Below are 16,686 nucleotides of genomic sequence, written 5' to 3'. Positions count from 1 at the left end.
CGCGCCATGTGTTTCACAACCACACGGATAGTTCTCGTTCCGAAGCCCCGGGAGAAACTCATGAGAATCAGACCCCTCCTTGTCCTCATCGGCGCGTCCGCGGCGTTGAGCGCCTGCACCACGTCGTCGCCGCGCCCGGTACCGGTCGCTGCAACCCCGGCTCAGACAGGCGTTGAGGGTTCATGGTCGGATCCGAACGGCATCATCTCCACATTCCAGGCCGGAACCTTCACCACGCGCACGACCGACAGCAACCAGCTTCTCGCGTCGGGCACTTATGTGAACACCTCCCCGTCGCTGGTCGAGATCAACATGACCTCGCTGGTGCGCAAGACGCAATCCAAGGTCAACTGCGCGCTGGTGACCCAGAGCCAGCTCAATTGCACCTCCGACGCCGGTTCCCAATTCACGCTCACGCGCCGCATGTAGAGCTGTAAGGTTCGATTTGCGTTGGACTAAATGGTTCTGGTCTGCCAAAAGGCCCCGAGGACGCGACCGCCGTTATTTATAGAACGGGGTCGGGCGACCGATTGACGTCACGTTGCTGCCGCGAGATCACGCTGGCCGTCCTCAAATTCTCAACAAGCCGGTTTCAGAGGATGACTGCGTTCGCAGCCTGAGCGGATTTTCGTCGTTCGAAAAAAGAAAGCAGCTCTAGGGTTTGTTGAAAGCAGCCTCTCGCGAGGTTTTTCGTTTACCGCCCTTGGAATGCGCCGCTTCTGTCACAGCTTTTTCTCTTGCCGCCGCTAAATGCTTGGTGGGAACATTGATCACCTAGGGACGGCGGAGCGCAGGGGATATGGCTTCGCCGAAAAATCAGGAGAGCAGGATGACGAATTTTCAGTTCGGTCTGTTGACCGCGTCGATGCTGGCGCTGTCAAGCAGCGCCGCTTTTGCCGATTACGAACTCAATATCCTTCACATCAACGATTTACATTCGCGCATCGAGTCGATCAACAAGTTCGATTCCACCTGCTCGGCCGAGGAAGAAGGCAAGAAGGAATGCTTCGGCGGCGCCGCCCGCCTGAAGACCGCGATCGACCAGCGTCGCGCCGCTCTGAACGGCAAGAACACGCTGCTGCTGAATGCCGGCGACAATTTCCAGGGATCGCTCTTCTACACGACCTACAAGGGCGCGGTCGAAGCCGAAATGCTGAATGACATGAAGTTCGACGTCATGACCGTCGGCAACCACGAGTTCGACGACAGCGAGGATGGCCTGGCGACCTTCCTCGACAAGGTGCAATTCCCAGTCATTTCGGCCAATGTCCTGGCCGGTGACGGCTCCAAGCTCGGCGATCGCATCAAGCCTTCGCTGGTGCTTGAGGTCGGCGGCCAGAAGATTGGCATCGTCGGCGCCGTGACCAACGATACCGAAGAACTGTCCTCGCCCGGCCCGAAGGTGATGATCGCCGACGACGTGCAGTCCATCACCGCGGCCGTCGAAGACTTGAAGAAGCAAGGCATCAACAAGATCATCGCGCTGACCCATGTCGGCTATCCGCGCGACCTCGCAGCCATCGCCAAGATCCCCGATGTCGACGTCGTCGTCGGCGGCCATTCGCACAGCCTGCTGTCCAACACCGACCCGAAGGCGGAAGGCCCTTACCCGACGATGGTCGACAATCCCGGCGGCTACAAGGTGCCGGTGGTTCAGGCGGCATCGTACAGCAGGTATCTCGGCGACCTCGTCGTCACCTTCGATGACAACGGCGTCGTCAAGGACGCCAAGGGCGACCCGATCCTGATCGATTTCTCCTTCACGCCGGATCCGAGCCTCACCGCGCGTATCGCCGAACTCGCCAAGCCGATCGAAGAACTGCGCAAGAAGGTCATCGGTTCCAGCGAAGCCCCGATCCAAGGCGACCGCACTGTCTGCCGCGTCGAGGAATGCTCAATGGGCAACCTCGTCGCCGACGCCATGCTCGACCGCGGCAAGAGCCAGGGCATGAGCGTCGCCATCCAGAATGGCGGCGGTCTCCGCGCCTCGATCGATGCCGGCGACGTCACTCAGGGCGAAGTCATCACCGTGCTGCCGTTCCAGAACACGCTGGCGACCTTCCAGCTGACGGGTGCCGATATCCGCAAGGCTCTCGAAAATGGCCTGAGCCAGATTGAACAGGGCGCCGGCCGTTTCCCTCAGGTATCGGGCTTGAAATACACCTTCGATAAGACCAAACCTGCCGGCAGCCGCCTCGTTTCCGTCGAAGCGAAGGAAGGCGACGCCTTCGTGGCGCTCGACGATGCTAAGACCTACGGCGTCGTCACCAACAACTTCATGCGTGCAGGTGGCGATGGCTACTCGATCTTCGAGACGGCGGGCAAGAATGCCTACGACTTCGGACCGGACCTCGCCGACGTGACTGCCGAATATCTTGCAGCGCATTCGCCCTACAAGCCTTATACGGACGGTCGCGTGACCGAAGTCGCAGCCTCCGGTACCCAGGCAGCTGCCGCGACGGCACCCGCACAGGCCGCGCCCGCCTCCCCGGCAGCACCGGCAGCTTCTACGGCACCCACCGCGGCAGCTCCCGCAGCGCTCGCCCCGAATACGCCGACCAACCACGTCATCGCCGCCGGCGATACGCTTTGGGATCTCTCCAAGCAGTTCTATGGCGAGGGCGCGCTCTGGAAGAAGATTTCCGACGCCAACGGCACGCCGGAGCCACGCCACCTGACGATCGGTAAGGAACTGCAGATTCCGTCGAAGTAAGACGATTTGTCTCGATTCTGAAAGCCGGTCCGGGGTTCCGCGGACCAGCTTTTGTTTCTATAGGGTGAACCACCGAAGTCCGGCTGCGTGTGAGCCGGTCAGACAAGACACCAAGGGTTTAAATGACGACCATTGAAACTGCGCACCGCCCGGCGGACCACCCGCCCGTCAAATCAGGCAAGGTCGGCGTCCTGCTCGTTAATCTGGGCACGCCCGATGGCACCGATTACACGTCCATGCGCCGTTACCTGAAGGAATTCCTGACCGACAAGCGCGTCATCGAGTGGTCACCCTGGAAGTGGTACCCGATCCTCTTCGGCATCGTCCTCAACACGCGCCCGCAAAAGGTGGGCAAGGCCTATGAGACGATCTGGAACAAGGACAGGAACGAGAGCTACCTGCGCACCTACACGCGCAACCAGTCCGATCTCATGGCCGAACGCTTGAAGGACCTGCCAAACGTGAAGGTGGATTGGGCAATGCGCTATGGCACGCCCTCGATTCCATCGCGCATCGAGGCGCTGAAGGACGAGGGTTGCGATCGCATCGTTCTTTTCCCGCTTTATCCGCAATACGCCGCCGCAACGACGGCAACCGTCAACGACAAGGCCTTCCAGCAGCTACTCAAGATGCGCTGGCAGCCGGCGCTGCGGACCGTCCCTGACTATCACGACGACGAGACCTACATCGAAGCGCTTGCCAATTCGGTGAAGAACCATTTGGCGACGCTCGACTGGCAGCCGGACATGGTACTCGCCTCCTTCCACGGCATTCCTATGTCCTATTTCAAGCTTGGCGATCCCTATTATTGCCAGTGCCAGAAGACCGGCCGCCTGCTGCGCGAACGGCTGGGACTGCCGGAAGACAAGTTCATGGTGACCTTCCAATCCCGTTTCGGGCCGGAAGAGTGGCTGCAGCCCTATACCGACAAGACGGTGGAGAAGCTGGCCCAAGACGGCGTCAAGAAGATCGCCGTTCTGAACCCCGGTTTCGTGTCCGACTGTCTGGAGACACTGGAAGAAATCGCCGAGCAGGCCGCTCATTCCTTCCATGAGAATGGCGGCGAGAAGTTCGCTCACATCCCCTGCCTCAACGACAGCGAGGATGGCATGCGGGTGCTCGAAAAGGTCGTTCGCCGCGAACTGCTCGGCTGGGCCTGATCAGACGCCGCGCTTGTTGCCCCAGAGCAGAACATGCAACTGGGGCAGCACACGGGCCTCGAACCACCGGTCCTCGGTCACCTTGTCGACCAGCCACAGCATCCTGTCCATGATACCGTCGATATCGACGCGCGCATCGTCGTCGTCAGGCGGCGGAGGCGTGTGGTTCCCCGGTTGCAGATAGACTGGCAGATCTTGATAACGCGCCGCCGCCTCGCGGGCATAGGCATAGTCGCGGTCGTCGAAGACGACGATCTTCAGCGCGATATCGGGCCCGCAGGCCGCCATCTTGAGACAGACCTCGAACGCATCCCAATCCGTCGCCATGCCGCTCGAGGGCGGCTTCGGGCTCAGCACCAGCACATCAAGATCGGCAAACCACTCCTTGGCGACGCTCCCCTGCGTTTCCAGCGCGAATCTGTAGCCTTGCTCATGCCCATGCGCGATCAGACCGCCAAGCGGCTGGATCGCCGGGTTGCCACCCGAAAGCGAGACCATCAGAGGCTTGCCGCCGGAGAGCCGCGTCACCTCCGCCCATATGCCATCGACGGTCATCGGCAGCCATTGATCGCGATACTCGCTATCCACAGCATGCAGGCTGTCGCACCAAGAACAGCGATAATCGCAGCCGCCGGTGCGAACGAAGACGGTCGGCAGGCCGATCAGGACGCCTTCCCCCTGGATCGTCGGCCCGAAGATCTCGCTGACGCGGATCTGGGCCTCGCGAGCCCCGCTCATGGTCGGTATTCCGCCCAGGTCTTCGGTGTCTCGCTGACGCGCACGGCGGAAGTCTCCGGCAGTCGCTCCTTGCACCAGTCGTAGAAGTGCTTGGCGAGATATTCCGAGGTCACGCGATCATGGCCGAACACCTCATTCAGATGCCGATGGTCGAAGCGCTCGTCGATGTAGCACTTCAGCGGCGAAAGCTCTTGATAGTCTCGAACGAAGCCGTTCTCGTCGAGTTCGGCGGCGGCCAGTTCCACTACGACGATATAGTTGTGACCGTGCAGGCGAGCACACTGGTGATCGGCGGGCAGATGCGTCAGCTGATGCGACGCGGAAAAGTGAAACTCCTTGGTGATGCGAAACATCACTTCACCTCCCTGGCCGAATAGCCTGCTGTGGCCGCCACCCAGAAATCCGGATCCTCGTATTCCGTGGGGTCGGCAACGCCGGCCAGATGAAAGGCCTCGCGCCGCTCGACGCAGGTGCCGCACCGTCCGCAATGGCGCGTACCGCCCTTGTAGCAGGACCATGTCTCGGCAAATGGCGTCCCGTATTTCGCACCATCGGTAACGATATCGGCTTTCGAGACGTTGACGTAGGGAGCCAGCAGCGAAACACTGGCATAGCCATCCAGCGCCTGGTTCTGCATCTCCTGGAAAGCATCGATGAAGCCCGGGCGGCAATCGGGATAGATGAAGTGGTCGCCGCCATGCACGGCAACGGCGACCGCGTCGGCTTTCTGGGCCGCTGCGAGACCGAACGCGATTGCAAGCATGATTGCGTTGCGGTTCGGCACCACGGTCGCCTTCATCGTCTCCTCGGCATAGTGGCCGTCGGGCACGTCGACGTCGTCGGTCAAGGCCGAACCCGTCAGGTGCCGGCCGATGGTGCGGATGTCGATGATCTGGTGCGGTACGCCGAGCCGCTTGGCGCAGGCTGTGGCAAAGTCCAGTTCCTTGCGGTGGCGCTGTCCGTAATCGAAGGAAAGCAGGCTGATAAGCTGATGCTCCGCCGCCACGCGATGGGCGAGCGAAATGGAGTCCAATCCGCCGGAGCAGATGACGATCGTCTTCATGATGAGGATCCCTTGTTTTGACCGGGTGGGCTGCGACCGGTATTTCCTGCGCGCCTTCTAATGCAAAGCGCTCCCGTTGTGAATAGTCGACTGACATCCCATATCGAATCCATAAACCGGATAGCTCCGCCAGCCGAAGATGCTGGCGTTTCAGGCCGGCTCGTCTAAGGTTGCATCAGTCGATTCTATCGCGGGGGAGTTTCATGGTTCTGAGTGGCTTCGATATCGTCGTCATAGCACTGGTGATCTTCGTCATCCTCGTGCTGTTTGCAGGCATCAAGATCGTGCCGCAGGGCTACCGCTACACCCTCGAGCGTTTCGGCCGCTATACGCGCACGCTGGAGCCCGGCCTCAACCTCATCACCCCCTTCATCGAGCGTATCGGCGCCCGCATGAACGTCATGGAACAGGTCCTGAACGTGCCGACCCAGGAGGTTATCACCAAGGATAACGCCTCCATCTCGACCGACGCCGTCGCTTTCTACCAGGTCCTCAACGCCGCCGAGGCAGCCTATCAGGTCGCGAACCTCGAGAATGCCGTCTTGAACCTGACGATGACCAACATCCGTACCGTCATGGGGTCGATGGATCTCGACGAATTGCTCTCGAACCGTGATGCCATCAACGACCGGCTGCTGCACGTCGTCGACGATGCCGTCCGGCCTTGGGGCATCAAGGTGACGCGCATCGAGATCAAGGACATCCAGCCACCACGCGACCTGGTGGACGCCATGGCGCGGCAGATGAAGGCCGAACGCGAGAAGCGCGCGCAGGTGCTGGAGGCCGAAGGCTCCCGTAACGCTCAGATCCTGCGTGCCGAGGGCTCCAAGCAATCGGCAATCCTGCAGGCCGAGGGTCAGCGCGAAGCCGCCTTCCGCAACGCCGAGGCTCGAGAACGCCTCGCCGAAGCAGAAGCCAAGGCAACCAAGATGGTGTCCGAGGCGATTGCATCGGGCAACATTCAGGCCGTCAACTATTTCGTAGCCCAGAAATATACCGAAGCTCTCACCGCGATCGGTACCGCCGGTAGTTCGAAGGTCGTGCTGATGCCGGTCGAGGCATCGTCCATCATCGGCTCGCTTGGCGNCGGTCCAGCACCGTGGGGATGCCAAGCTCGCGCTCGCCGCCCCCTGGCTTCGGGATCATCACCCGACGCACCGGCTGTGGCCGGTACGTCCCCTCCCGCAGGCTGTCGCGGATGGCAGGCCAAGAGATGCGCAGCGACGCAGCCGTCTGGTCGATATCCAGACCGTCCACGCCCGCCGCGCCTTTGTTGGCCCGCACCTGCTTCCACGCCCGCAGAAGGTTCTCTCGCCGCAGGGCCACCTCAAGCAGCCCTGCGCCCGTGTCGTTCCCGATCCGCGGCGGGGGCTCGGCTTCGTCGAGACCAGAGCCCGGACGGGCTTCACCCGCTTGCCTCTCCGATCTCCCGGGCTGTCCCGGCATCTGACGCATGGCCTTGCTCATCCTTGGAGGAACTTCACTCTCTCTCGTTCGGCCCTTCGTTCGCGCCTGTGCGCTCCCTACTACGGCCTCGGCTGACTTCTCGCTCCGGCTCGACACCGTCGCCCTTTCAGGCGCAAGACGAGATCTCCCCAGGTAAGAACGCACTCCTTCACTGCACGACCGCCGGATTTACGCCACCGCCCCTTGGTCACAAGAGCTTCGCGGTCGTTTCCCCGCTCGCCCTGGTTGGCACCGCCTCATATCCAGTTCTTGTTCATCGGCCCGCAGTTTCGATCCACGCTTCCTCCCCTCGGTCGGTCGCCCTTCCGCAGTTGCGCTTCTCTTCGTTCGCCGTGACCAGCTTACGGTGGGACTTCCACCCACAAGAATGCGCCCATGCTGGGCGCACAAACAGAAGCCGGACGGTACCTGCCGCCCGGCTTTTTTCTTGCCCGCGGGGAGTTCGCGCATAGCTTAAGGGAAACGGTATTGCCGGAGGCGATATGAAGGTCGTGCGAATCGTAGCGAACATCGAAACAGCCGATCCGGCCGCTGCCAAGGTCTTCTATAAGGATATCCTTGGCCTCGACGTACTGATGGATCACGACTGGATCTCCACCTATGGCTCAAACCAATCAATGCGGGTCCAGGTGGGCTTTGCGAGCGAGGGCGGCTCAGACACACCGGTTCCAGGCCTCTCGATCGAGGTCGACGATGTTGACGAGGCCTTCGCAGCCATGAGTGCATCAGCCTTCGAAATCATCTATGGGCCGGCCAATGAGCCCTGGGGCGTTCGGCGCTTCTACGTGCGCGACCCCTTTGGAACAATCGTGAATATTCTTTCTCATAGACCGTGAAGCCGGCAACGCCCGACTCCTCGGGCGGGACGCGCTGCGCCATCCAGCGGCAATTCGCGCGAAGGTGTTAGACTAAAGTCATAATCCCAAAGCCGCTCTCTGTATGGATGAGCTTTTCTGTCACACTCTTGTCAGGCGAACCGCGACCCGAGGGTATGCTTTGAGGAGAGCATGGTGGTCGCGCGCCGCGTTTCACATCATTCTGTGGAGGACAGAAAATGGCAAATATCGCAAGCGTCGACGGCCCCAAGGCCGGTCCGATGACGGGCGAGGAGAAGAAGGTTATCTTCGCTTCATCGCTCGGCACCGTTTTCGAATGGTACGACTTCTACCTTTACGGTTCGCTCGCAACCTATATCGGCGCGACCTATTTTACCCAGTATCCGGAAGCAACGCGAAACATCTTCACGCTTTTGGCCTTCGCTGCCGGCTTCCTCGTGCGTCCGTTCGGCGCACTGGTCTTCGGGCGTCTCGGCGATCTCGTCGGACGCAAATACACGTTCCTGGTGACGATCCTTATCATGGGCCTCTCCACCTTCCTCGTCGGCATCCTGCCGGGTGCGGCGACGATTGGTATCGCAGCACCGATCATCCTGATCGGACTTCGCCTCTTGCAGGGTCTTGCGCTCGGCGGTGAATATGGCGGTGCGGCGACTTACGTGGCCGAACATGCCCCGCATGGACGCCGCGGATACTTCACGTCGTGGATCCAAACCACGGCTACGCTCGGCCTCTTCCTGTCACTTCTCGTCATCGTCGGCGTCCAGTTCCTGATGGGCAAGGAAGCCTTTGCGGCATGGGGCTGGCGCATTCCGTTCCTCGTCTCCGTCGTGCTCCTCGGGATTTCCGTCTGGATTCGACTGAAGATGAACGAATCTCCGGCATTCCAGCGCATGAAGGCCGAAGGCAAGGGATCCAAGGCACCGCTGACGGAAGCTTTCGGTCAGTGGAAGAACGCCAAGATCGCCCTGATCGCGCTTCTCGGCGCAACGATGGGTCAGGCGGTCGTCTGGTACGGCGGCCAATTCTATGCGTTGTTCTTCCTGCAGAACGTGCTCAAGGTTGATCTGCAGTCGGCAAACATCATGGTCGCCATTGCGCTCTTCCTGGGCACGCCCTTCTTCGTCATCTTCGGCGCCCTGTCCGACAGGATCGGCCGCAAGCCGATCCTGATGGCCGGCCTCTTGATCGCCGCCGTTACCTACACCCCGCTGTTCAAGGCCATGACCTGGACTGCCAATCCGGCGCTTGCGGAAGCCCAGGCTTCTATCCGTGCAACCGTGACGGCCGATCCGGCGGATTGCAAATTCCAGTTCAACCCAACTGGAACGTCGAAGTTCACCAACTCTTGCGATGTGGCCACTGCCTTCCTGACCAAGAACTCGGTGCCTTATGATGTCGTGCCCGGCCCGGCAGGCCAGCCTGCCACGATCAAGATCGGTGACGAAACCATCCCCAGCTTCGACGTCGTCGCCGCCGGCGACAAGGCAAAGGCAATGACGGGCGCGTTCGAAAAGGGCGTCAACATCGCCCTTCATGATGCCGGATACCCGCTGAACCGCGGCGCCATCAAGGTGCCGGATGCGAAGCTGGACGCCTTCATCGCGGCCAACCCTGAGCTTGCCCTCAACGCTGACGCAGTACGCGCCGGTGAAAAACAGACCGTACCGGTCGACAAGCTGGTTGCCGACAAGCTGCTGACGGCCGATGAAGCAAAGGGCGCCACCGACATGGCGGTCTATAACATTGCCAAGGGTGGCAGCTTCTCCATGGTAGCCGACCCTGCCCGTGTCAACTGGATCGGCACGATCGCCATTCTGTTCGTGCTCGTTCTCTATGTGACGATGGTCTATGGCCCGATCGCAGCCCTGCTGGTCGAACTCTTCCCGACCCGCATCCGCTACACCGGCATGTCGCTGCCTTACCATATCGGCAACGGCTGGTTCGGCGGCTTGTTGCCGGCGATGGCCTTTGCAATGAGCGCGGCCAAGGGCGATATCTACTTCGGCCTCTGGTATCCGATCGTCTTCGCAGCCATCACGCTGGTCATCGGCCTGATCTTCCTGCCGGAAACGAAGGACCGCGATATCCACGCCATGGATTGAGCCGATTGAGGACTGCAAACATCTGCCCGGCGCTCTCAAGGCGCCGGGTATTTTATTTATGGAAGGCTAGAGAAGACGGCTCAGCCGCGGCGTCGGCCAGCCGCCATCGCGATCGATGGAGAACACCAAGCCGAAGCGCGCGAAGAGGACCGAGGTGGCAAAGGCGAACCAGGCGCCCAACGCAAGGCCGGCCACGACATCGCTTGGATAATGCACGCCGATGATGACGCGTGTGGCGCCAAGCCAAAGGCCTATGCCGATAAAACCAAGGCGAAAGCGCGGGAAGAGAAGTGCGAGCGCCACGAACAGCGCGCCGATGTTGGCCGAATGGCCCGACGGAAAGCTCTGATGCAGGAAGTCAGCATTGAAAGGCGCGAAGCTGAAGATACCCTCCTGCTCATAGATCAGCGGTCGGGCCCGGCCGATTGCAAACTTCAGCACGTTGGCGACGATGCTGGTGGATAGAACGGACAGCCCGACATAAGCCGTCATCTGTCCAAAATAGATCATGCGGAACTGCCTGCGCACCTTCCAGAGCCGGCGGCGAACGAGATAGCTGGTGGCGAAGATTGTGCAAAGGCCTGCCAGGATCCAGGCGAGCCTGCCGATATCGGTAATGTCCCCGGCAACGGTGATCAGCCGCGGCGCCAGGTCCTTGGCCGCCTGTCCGAGCGGACGGTCGAAGACGAAGAAAGCGATGGCAACCGCGTTGATGGCCGAAAAGACGAAGCCCTTCCAGGGAACCCGCCGATGGATCGTACGCCGCGCCTCGTAACGCCTTCGCAGATAGTTCCAGAAACTTGGCTTGCGATCGACGGTCCCGCTCATTCCACTCCGCTCTTTCCTCAATGCAGAAGGGAGATAGGGGCGACAATAACTGCCTTCAAGCAAAGGCCCTCCGCATCAACAGATGCGAAGGGCCAAAAGCGTGTTTCACGTGAAATATCAGGCAGAAAGCGCCTTGAACTCGGCGAGGATCGCGTCGCCCATCTCAATAGTTCCAACCTTCGTGCAACCTTCGGCCATGATGTCGCCGGTGCGGATGCCCTTGTCGAGGACGTTGGCGATCGCCTTTTCGAGGTTGTCGGCTTCCTTCACGAGGTTGAAGGAATAGCGCAGGCACATGGCGAAGGAAGCGATCATCGCGATCGGATTGGCGATGCCCTTGCCGGCAATGTCAGGAGCCGAACCATGCACCGGCTCATAGAGCGCCTTGCGCTTGCCGGTCTTGGCATCCGGGGCGCCAAGCGAAGCCGAAGGCAGCATGCCGAGCGAGCCCGTCAGCATGGCGGCAACGTCGGACAGCATGTCGCCGAACAGGTTGTCGGTGACGATGACGTCGAACTGCTTCGGCGCGCGCACCAGCTGCATGCCGCCGGCATCCGCCAGCATGTGCTCGAGCTTGACGTCGGAATACTTGTCCTTGTGCGTCGCTGTGACGACCTGGTTCCACAACACGCCCGACTTCATGACGTTGCGCTTTTCCATCGAGCAGACGCGATTCTGACGCGTGCGGGCCATTTCGAAGGCCACGGCCGAGATGCGCTCGATTTCGTATGTATCGTAGACCTGCGTGTCGATCGCGCGTTTCTGGCCATTGCCGAGATCGGTGATGGTCTTCGGCTCGCCGAAATAGACGCCGCCTGTCAGTTCGCGGATGATCAGGATATCGAGGCCTTCGACCAGCTCCGGCTTCAGCGAGGAAGCGGAAGCGAGCGCCGGGTAGCAGATGGCCGGACGCAGGTTGGCGAAAAGCTCCAGATCCTTGCGCAGGCGCAGCAGGCCGGCTTCGGGGCGTACTTCATAGGGAACATCATCCCACTTCGGACCGCCGACGGCGCCGAAGAGAACGGCGTCGGCTGCGAGCGCCTTCTGCATGTCGCCTTCGGAGATCGCCGCGCCGTGCGCGTCATAGGCGCTGCCGCCGACCAGACCTTCGTCGGTGACGAAGCCGGCATTCATTGCCTCGTTCATATAGGCAATGATCTTGCGGACCTCGCCCATGGCCTCTGGGCCGATGCCGTCGCCCGGCAGCAGGAAAAGATTGCGCGCTGTCATGAAACCCTCCGCGGAAAAACAAGTTGCGGCTTCTTAGACCTGCAAAAACGGCATTTCAAGCGAGTGGGCGGCCGATTCGGTACGGTTGCGGAATTACTGCCGCGATCCCTCGTTGACCGATCGGCGCATGCGGGTCCACAAGAAGAGCCTCCATCGCCACGGTCATCGGACACCATCATGCCATCTGCACCGCTCCACCTCGACACGCCGCTTTTCCGCACCTCCGCCGACTACAGCGCAAGCAACAAGCCGCTTTGGCTGAAGCTCGACGCGCTGCAGCCCTCTGGAAGCTTCAAGCTTCGCGGTGTTGGCAGGCTTTGCCAGCACGAGATCGAGAACGGCGCACGGGAGATCTTCTGCGCCTCCGGCGGCAATGCGGGGATCGCCGCCGCTTATACGGGACGGGCGCTCGGCATTCCGGTGACGATCGTCGTACCGGAGACGACGTCGCCGGAAGTGCGCCAATCGATCGAAGCAACCGGCGCCACGGTTCTCGTGCATGGATCGGTGTTCGACGAAGCGAATGCCTTCGCAATAGAACACGCGAAGGCCAGAAACGCAGCCTACGTGCACCCATTCGATCATCCCCTTCTGTGGGAGGGGCACGGCACTTTGATCGACGAGGTTGTCGCAAAGGGCGCCGAGTTTGATTGCGTCATCACGAGCGTCGGCGGTGGCGGCTTGCTGGCGGGCATCGTAGCCGGTCTCGAGCGAAACGGCCTGTCTGATGTGCCGGTCATTGCCGTCGAGACCGAAGGGGCCGCTTCGCTTTATGCCAGCCTTGCTGCAGGCGAGCGCCTTACCTTGCCGGCGATCACCTCAATCGCCAGTTCGCTTGGCGCACGTCAGGTGGCGCAGCACGTCTTTGATCTGCCGAAGCACCACCCGATCGAAAGCGTCACGGTCACGGATGCGCAGGCGGTCACCGCCTGCCTGAAGTTCGCCGATGCCTATCGCATTCTGGTCGAGCCCGCCTGCGGGGCCGCCCTGGCGGTGGCCGACGTGCATTCCGATATTCTCGCCCGCTTCAATAATCCGCTGATCGAAGTCTGCGGCGGCATCGGTGTCTCGCTGGAAAAGCTGAAGGTTTGGAAAGAACGGTTGCTGTAAGCAGCAAAAGAAAAGCCGGGCGAAAACCCGGCTTTCTCGAATGCTATGTTTTTAAGACTTAAGCAGCCCAGGGGCGCGATGCCGCGTTCTTGGCTTCGAAGCTGTCGATTGCCTTGCCCTTCTCGAGTGTCAGGCCGATATCGTCGAGGCCGTTCAGCAGGCAGTGGCGCTTGAACTCGTCGAGATCGAACTTGATCGAACCGCCGTCCGGACCGGTGATCTCAAGGTTTTCCAGGTCGACCGTCAGGATCGCATTGGAGCCGCGCGAGGCGTCGTCCATCAGCTTGTCGAGGTTTTCCTGGCTGACCTTGATCGGCAGAATGCCGTTCTTGAAACAGTTGTTGTAGAAGATGTCGGCGAAGCTGGTCGAGATTACGCAACGGATGCCGAAGTCGAGAAGCGCCCATGGCGCATGCTCGCGCGAGGAGCCGCAACCGAAATTGTCACCGGCAACCAGGATCTTCGCATTCTGATAGGCCGGCTTGTTCAGCACGAAATCCGGGTTCGGAGAACCGTCTTCATTGTAACGGGCTTCGGCGAAAAGACCCTTGCCAAGACCGGTGCGCTTGATCGTCTTCAGGTAATCCTTCGGAATGATCATGTCGGTGTCGATGTTGACAACAGGCAGAGGGGCAGCAACGCCCGTCAGCTTTACGAATTTGTCCATGGCCTGGCTCCAATGTCAGCAGACGTAGTTTTGTTGATCAGCGTTTAGTCCAGATTTCGGCCAAAATGAAGGAAAATTTACACCGCGGAAAAGGCTGCGCGCGGATTCGACGCGCAGCCATCCATGGATATCGTGAGATCAACTTGCATTCGCTGGCGCATTCATTGCCCAGAGAACCCCGAACGGATCGCGAAGCTGGCCATACCGATCGCCCCAGAACATCAGCTGAACGGGCATGATCACCTCTACGCCAGCCTGAACCGCGCGCTCCCACCAGAAATCGATATCGTCGATAACAAGCTGGAGACTGAAGCCCTGGTGCTTTTCGAAGGGATGACCATGCTCGGGGTAGGCATCGCAGAGCATCAGCGAGCTTCCGTTGACGTAGAGGTGAACATGCATCGTCCGCCCGTTTTCGTCAGGAGGAACGACAAAAGCCTCCTCGGCGCCGAACGCACGCTTGTAGAATTCCGCCGCCTTCAAAGCACCGTCGACGGTGACATAAGGCAACAAGCCATTCTTGACCGGCGGCATTTTCGTTGCGCCGGTTTCCGTTGCGGTATCCATTCTGTCCTCCATTGTTTGATTTGGTTTGGGCAAAAGCCCTGGCCTTTCAAAGACGCGGGAAGATCAGCCGAGCCGACAGCGATGTCGAAATTTTTCTGGAAACGACCCGACGGTCAGAGGTCGATGATCGTGCCGCGCCCGTCATTCCAGATACGCATGCTCTCGCCGGAATGTGACTTCGTTCTGGCGGTGGCGCGAACGGGGGCCGGTTTCATCTTCAGCGAAAGCGCGCGGCCAACCATGAGCACCGTCAGGATACCGCCAACTGCGAGCGTCACAGAAAATGTGAGGAGCGCCAACGCAATGAAGGCTGTGATGCCTGCGAGCAGGAGGAAGACGGAACGAATGCTTTGCATGGTTTAGACCTTTCTTCGGAAAGGAATGTGGTCCTTCATTTCTTTCTCTGCAAGGTGAGCATGGCTTTTTGTTGTCTTGCCACCCATCACAAAGCTTGGCACAGATTTGTGATGACCCGCAACTCTCCGACTCGTTCCTTGAATCTCCGCCGTTCGGTGCTAAGCGTTCCGGCCATCAATGCACGCGCCTTGGAAAAGACCCATGCGCTCGATTGCGACGCCGTGATCTTCGATCTCGAGGACTCGGTGGCGCCGGAGCGAAAGGCGGAAGCCCGCGACAATCTGAAAGCCTTTTTTTCGGGCCCTCCTCTGGTGAACAAGGAGCGGATCATCCGCATCAATGCGCTGGCTTCCACATTCGGCAATGCCGACATGGAGCTGGTCTTGGCATTGGAACCGGATGCCGTGCTTCTGCCGAAAGTGGACGAGCCTCAGGATGTGATGTCCATCAGCGACCGGCTTGCCGATGCCGATGCGCCGGAAAGCCTCCGCATCTGGGCGATGATCGAAACGCCCCGCGGCATTCTGAACGCGGCGGCGATCGCCGAAGCCGGACGCACGCCGGGCTCAAGACTCGATTGTTTCGTCGTTGGCCTCAACGACCTGCGCAAAGAGACCGGTGTCTTGCCGCAGCCCGGCCGCACCTATCTCGTGCCCTGGCTGATGCAGGTGGTACTTGCCGTGCGTGCCTATGGCCTCGACGCGATCGACAGTGTCTTCAATGATTTCAAGGACGCAGATGCCTTCGACGCCGAATGCGCGCATGCCCGGGCCATGGGCTTCGACGGCAAGATGCTGATCCATCCTGCTCAGATCGAAGCGTCAAACCGGCATTTCGGCCCGGACAAGGCGGCAATTGCCGAGGCGGAGGCAATCATCGCCGCCTTTGCCGACCCGGCTGCCGAAGGTCTGAACGTCATCAATGTCAATGGACGGATGATCGAGCGGCTGCATCTTGTCCAGGCGGAAAGTCTGGTTCATAAAGCCCGCCTGATTACTGAGCGCCAAACGGCGAAGTGAAAGACGACTCTAGATGAAGCTTTATCGCCTTCTGACCGGCCAGGATGATGCCGCTTTCTGTCATCGCGTAACCGACGCCCTCAACAAGGGCTGGTCGCTGAACGGCTCGCCGTCGCTGACCTTCAACACCCAGACCGGCCAGGTGATGTGCGCTCAGGCGATCGTCAAGGAAGTCGAAGGCAAGGACTACCACCCGGACATGAAGCTATCCGAACAGTAAGCGAAGGCTTAGCGTTCGGCCGCCTCTTCGGCACTTGCCTCGATCCGTTCCATGTCGTCGTCGCTGAGACCGAAATGGTGGCCGATCTCGTGGATGAGGACGTGGGTGATGATATCGCCCAGCGTCTCGTCGTTCTCGGCCCAGTAGTCGAGGATCGGCCGCCTGTAGAGGCGGATACGGTTCGGCAGTTCGCCGGTTTCCATCGTGAAACGCTCCGAGATGCCCCGGCCTTCAAAGAGGCCGAGAAGGTCGAATGGCGTTTCCAGCGCCATGTCCTCGAACACGTCGTCGTCAGGGAAATCCTCGATCTCGATGGTCAGATTGGTGGTCAGCGAGCGGAATTCTTCCGGCAGGTGGCTATATGCCTCCATCGCCAACGACTCGAAGGTACTGATCGTCGGCGCGTGGCGATCCCGCCAATCCTCGCTCTGGTCTATGCGGGCCATTAATATTCCTTCCTTTGCCGCCCATATAGAACCTTTGCGCACGATTTTCGAGAGCGGAATCAAAGGCAGGAATAAATTCACATCAAATGCCTGTTGACTCTTTCGCCCGCCTCTGGAATCCATAAGAACATAACAGGAACATATGAGACTTGGAGTACGT

Annotated in this window: 17 protein-coding genes and 1 pseudogene; 9 read left to right on the top strand and 9 right to left on the bottom strand. The window is 60.2% G+C overall.

Annotation, left to right across the window (positions count from 1 at the left end; all coding sequences use genetic code 11):
* Positions 1–60: 60 nt before the first annotated feature.
* From omp10 to hemH, 3 genes are all read left to right on the top strand, one after another.
* Positions 61–429, top strand: a complete 369-nt coding sequence (gene omp10, locus RHIBUN_RS0100865; RefSeq protein ID WP_018859923.1) for an outer membrane lipoprotein Omp10 — start codon at positions 61–63, stop codon at positions 427–429.
* A 400-nt stretch (positions 430–829) separates the two neighbouring features.
* Positions 830–2,713, top strand: a complete 1,884-nt coding sequence (locus RHIBUN_RS0100860; RefSeq protein ID WP_025658028.1) for a 5'-nucleotidase C-terminal domain-containing protein — start codon at positions 830–832, stop codon at positions 2,711–2,713.
* Positions 2,714–2,835: 122 nt separating this feature from the next.
* The gene (gene hemH / locus RHIBUN_RS0100855) at positions 2,836–3,873 is read left to right on the top strand and encodes a ferrochelatase (protein WP_018859921.1); all 1,038 of its coding nucleotides are present in this window, start codon (positions 2,836–2,838) and stop codon (positions 3,871–3,873) included.
* Here hemH and queE read toward each other — a convergent pair whose 3' ends face one another.
* The 3 genes from queE to queC are packed head-to-tail and all read right to left on the bottom strand — an operon-like array spanning position 3,874 to position 5,674.
* A complete protein-coding gene (gene queE, locus RHIBUN_RS0100850; protein WP_025658027.1) occupies positions 3,874–4,611 on the bottom strand; it encodes a 7-carboxy-7-deazaguanine synthase QueE in 738 nt (245 codons plus the stop codon).
* Positions 4,608–4,964, bottom strand: coding sequence for a 6-carboxytetrahydropterin synthase QueD (gene queD / locus RHIBUN_RS0100845; protein WP_025658026.1), 357 nt, complete (start codon positions 4,962–4,964; stop codon positions 4,608–4,610). Before queD ends, queE begins: the two co-directional genes overlap by 4 nt.
* Entirely contained in the window at positions 4,964–5,674 is a 711-nt protein-coding gene (gene queC, locus RHIBUN_RS0100840) for a 7-cyano-7-deazaguanine synthase QueC (protein ID WP_018859918.1), read from the bottom strand. Before queC ends, queD begins: the two co-directional genes overlap by 1 nt.
* Before the next feature lie 203 nt (positions 5,675–5,877).
* On the opposite strand from queC, the pseudogene RHIBUN_RS32985 reads away from it, so the two are divergent.
* The 3 genes and pseudogenes from RHIBUN_RS32985 to RHIBUN_RS0100825 form a co-directional block, all read left to right on the top strand.
* Positions 5,878–6,759 (top strand): annotated as a pseudogene (locus tag RHIBUN_RS32985) (SPFH domain-containing protein); the annotation flags it as partial.
* An 864-nt stretch (positions 6,760–7,623) separates the two neighbouring features.
* Positions 7,624–7,977, top strand: a complete 354-nt coding sequence (locus RHIBUN_RS0100830; RefSeq protein WP_025658024.1) for a VOC family protein — start codon at positions 7,624–7,626, stop codon at positions 7,975–7,977.
* 218 nt (positions 7,978–8,195) lie between these two features.
* Positions 8,196–10,082, top strand: coding sequence for an MFS transporter (locus RHIBUN_RS0100825; RefSeq protein ID WP_025658023.1), 1,887 nt, complete (start codon positions 8,196–8,198; stop codon positions 10,080–10,082).
* 66 nt (positions 10,083–10,148) lie between these two features.
* Here RHIBUN_RS0100825 and RHIBUN_RS0100820 read toward each other — a convergent pair whose 3' ends face one another.
* Both RHIBUN_RS0100820 and leuB read right to left on the bottom strand, forming a co-directional pair.
* On the bottom strand, positions 10,149–10,910 hold the full coding sequence (locus tag RHIBUN_RS0100820; protein ID WP_025658022.1) for a phosphatase PAP2 family protein: 762 nt from the start codon (positions 10,908–10,910) through the stop codon (positions 10,149–10,151).
* Between the two features lie 117 nt (positions 10,911–11,027).
* On the bottom strand, positions 11,028–12,140 hold the full coding sequence (leuB, locus tag RHIBUN_RS0100815; protein WP_018855926.1) for a 3-isopropylmalate dehydrogenase: 1,113 nt from the start codon (positions 12,138–12,140) through the stop codon (positions 11,028–11,030).
* 177 nt (positions 12,141–12,317) lie between these two features.
* Between leuB and RHIBUN_RS0100810 the strand changes: the two genes are divergently transcribed.
* On the top strand, positions 12,318–13,250 hold the full coding sequence (locus RHIBUN_RS0100810) for a pyridoxal-phosphate dependent enzyme (RefSeq protein WP_025658021.1): 933 nt from the start codon (positions 12,318–12,320) through the stop codon (positions 13,248–13,250).
* Positions 13,251–13,308: 58 nt separating this feature from the next.
* Here the strand turns inward: RHIBUN_RS0100810 and leuD are convergent, their stop codons facing one another.
* The 3 genes from leuD to RHIBUN_RS0100795 all read right to left on the bottom strand — a co-directional run bounded on the left by leuD (position 13,309) and on the right by RHIBUN_RS0100795 (position 14,840).
* Positions 13,309–13,917 (bottom strand): 3-isopropylmalate dehydratase small subunit, encoded by a 609-nt coding sequence (gene leuD / locus RHIBUN_RS0100805; protein ID WP_018855928.1) that lies wholly within the window; start codon positions 13,915–13,917, stop codon positions 13,309–13,311.
* Between the two features lie 138 nt (positions 13,918–14,055).
* The gene (locus RHIBUN_RS0100800) at positions 14,056–14,484 is read right to left on the bottom strand and encodes a glyoxalase/bleomycin resistance/extradiol dioxygenase family protein (RefSeq protein WP_018855929.1); all 429 of its coding nucleotides are present in this window, start codon (positions 14,482–14,484) and stop codon (positions 14,056–14,058) included.
* A gap of 113 nt (positions 14,485–14,597) precedes the next feature.
* Positions 14,598–14,840 carry a hypothetical protein gene (locus RHIBUN_RS0100795; RefSeq protein WP_018855930.1) on the bottom strand — a complete coding sequence of 81 codons (243 nt, stop codon included), beginning with the start codon at positions 14,838–14,840 and terminating at the stop codon, positions 14,598–14,600.
* A gap of 111 nt (positions 14,841–14,951) precedes the next feature.
* Here RHIBUN_RS0100795 and RHIBUN_RS0100790 point away from each other — a divergent pair, with 111 nt between their 5' ends.
* On the top strand, positions 14,952–15,860 hold the full coding sequence (locus RHIBUN_RS0100790; protein WP_025658020.1) for a CoA ester lyase: 909 nt from the start codon (positions 14,952–14,954) through the stop codon (positions 15,858–15,860).
* Positions 15,861–15,873: 13 nt separating this feature from the next.
* The gene (locus tag RHIBUN_RS0100785; RefSeq protein WP_018855932.1) at positions 15,874–16,080 is read left to right on the top strand and encodes a DUF1737 domain-containing protein; all 207 of its coding nucleotides are present in this window, start codon (positions 15,874–15,876) and stop codon (positions 16,078–16,080) included.
* A gap of 8 nt (positions 16,081–16,088) precedes the next feature.
* On the opposite strand, the gene RHIBUN_RS0100780 is transcribed toward RHIBUN_RS0100785, so the two are convergent.
* Positions 16,089–16,526, bottom strand: a complete 438-nt coding sequence (locus RHIBUN_RS0100780) for a metallopeptidase family protein (protein WP_018855933.1) — start codon at positions 16,524–16,526, stop codon at positions 16,089–16,091.
* Positions 16,527–16,686: the final 160 nt, after the last annotated feature.

It is taken from the genome of Rhizobium sp. IBUN (assembly GCF_000510625.1).
Taxonomy (GTDB): Bacteria; Pseudomonadota; Alphaproteobacteria; order Rhizobiales; family Rhizobiaceae; genus Rhizobium; species Rhizobium altiplani.
Note: the sequence above shows the minus strand (reverse complement) of the source record. Positions and strands in the feature narration are given on the sequence as shown.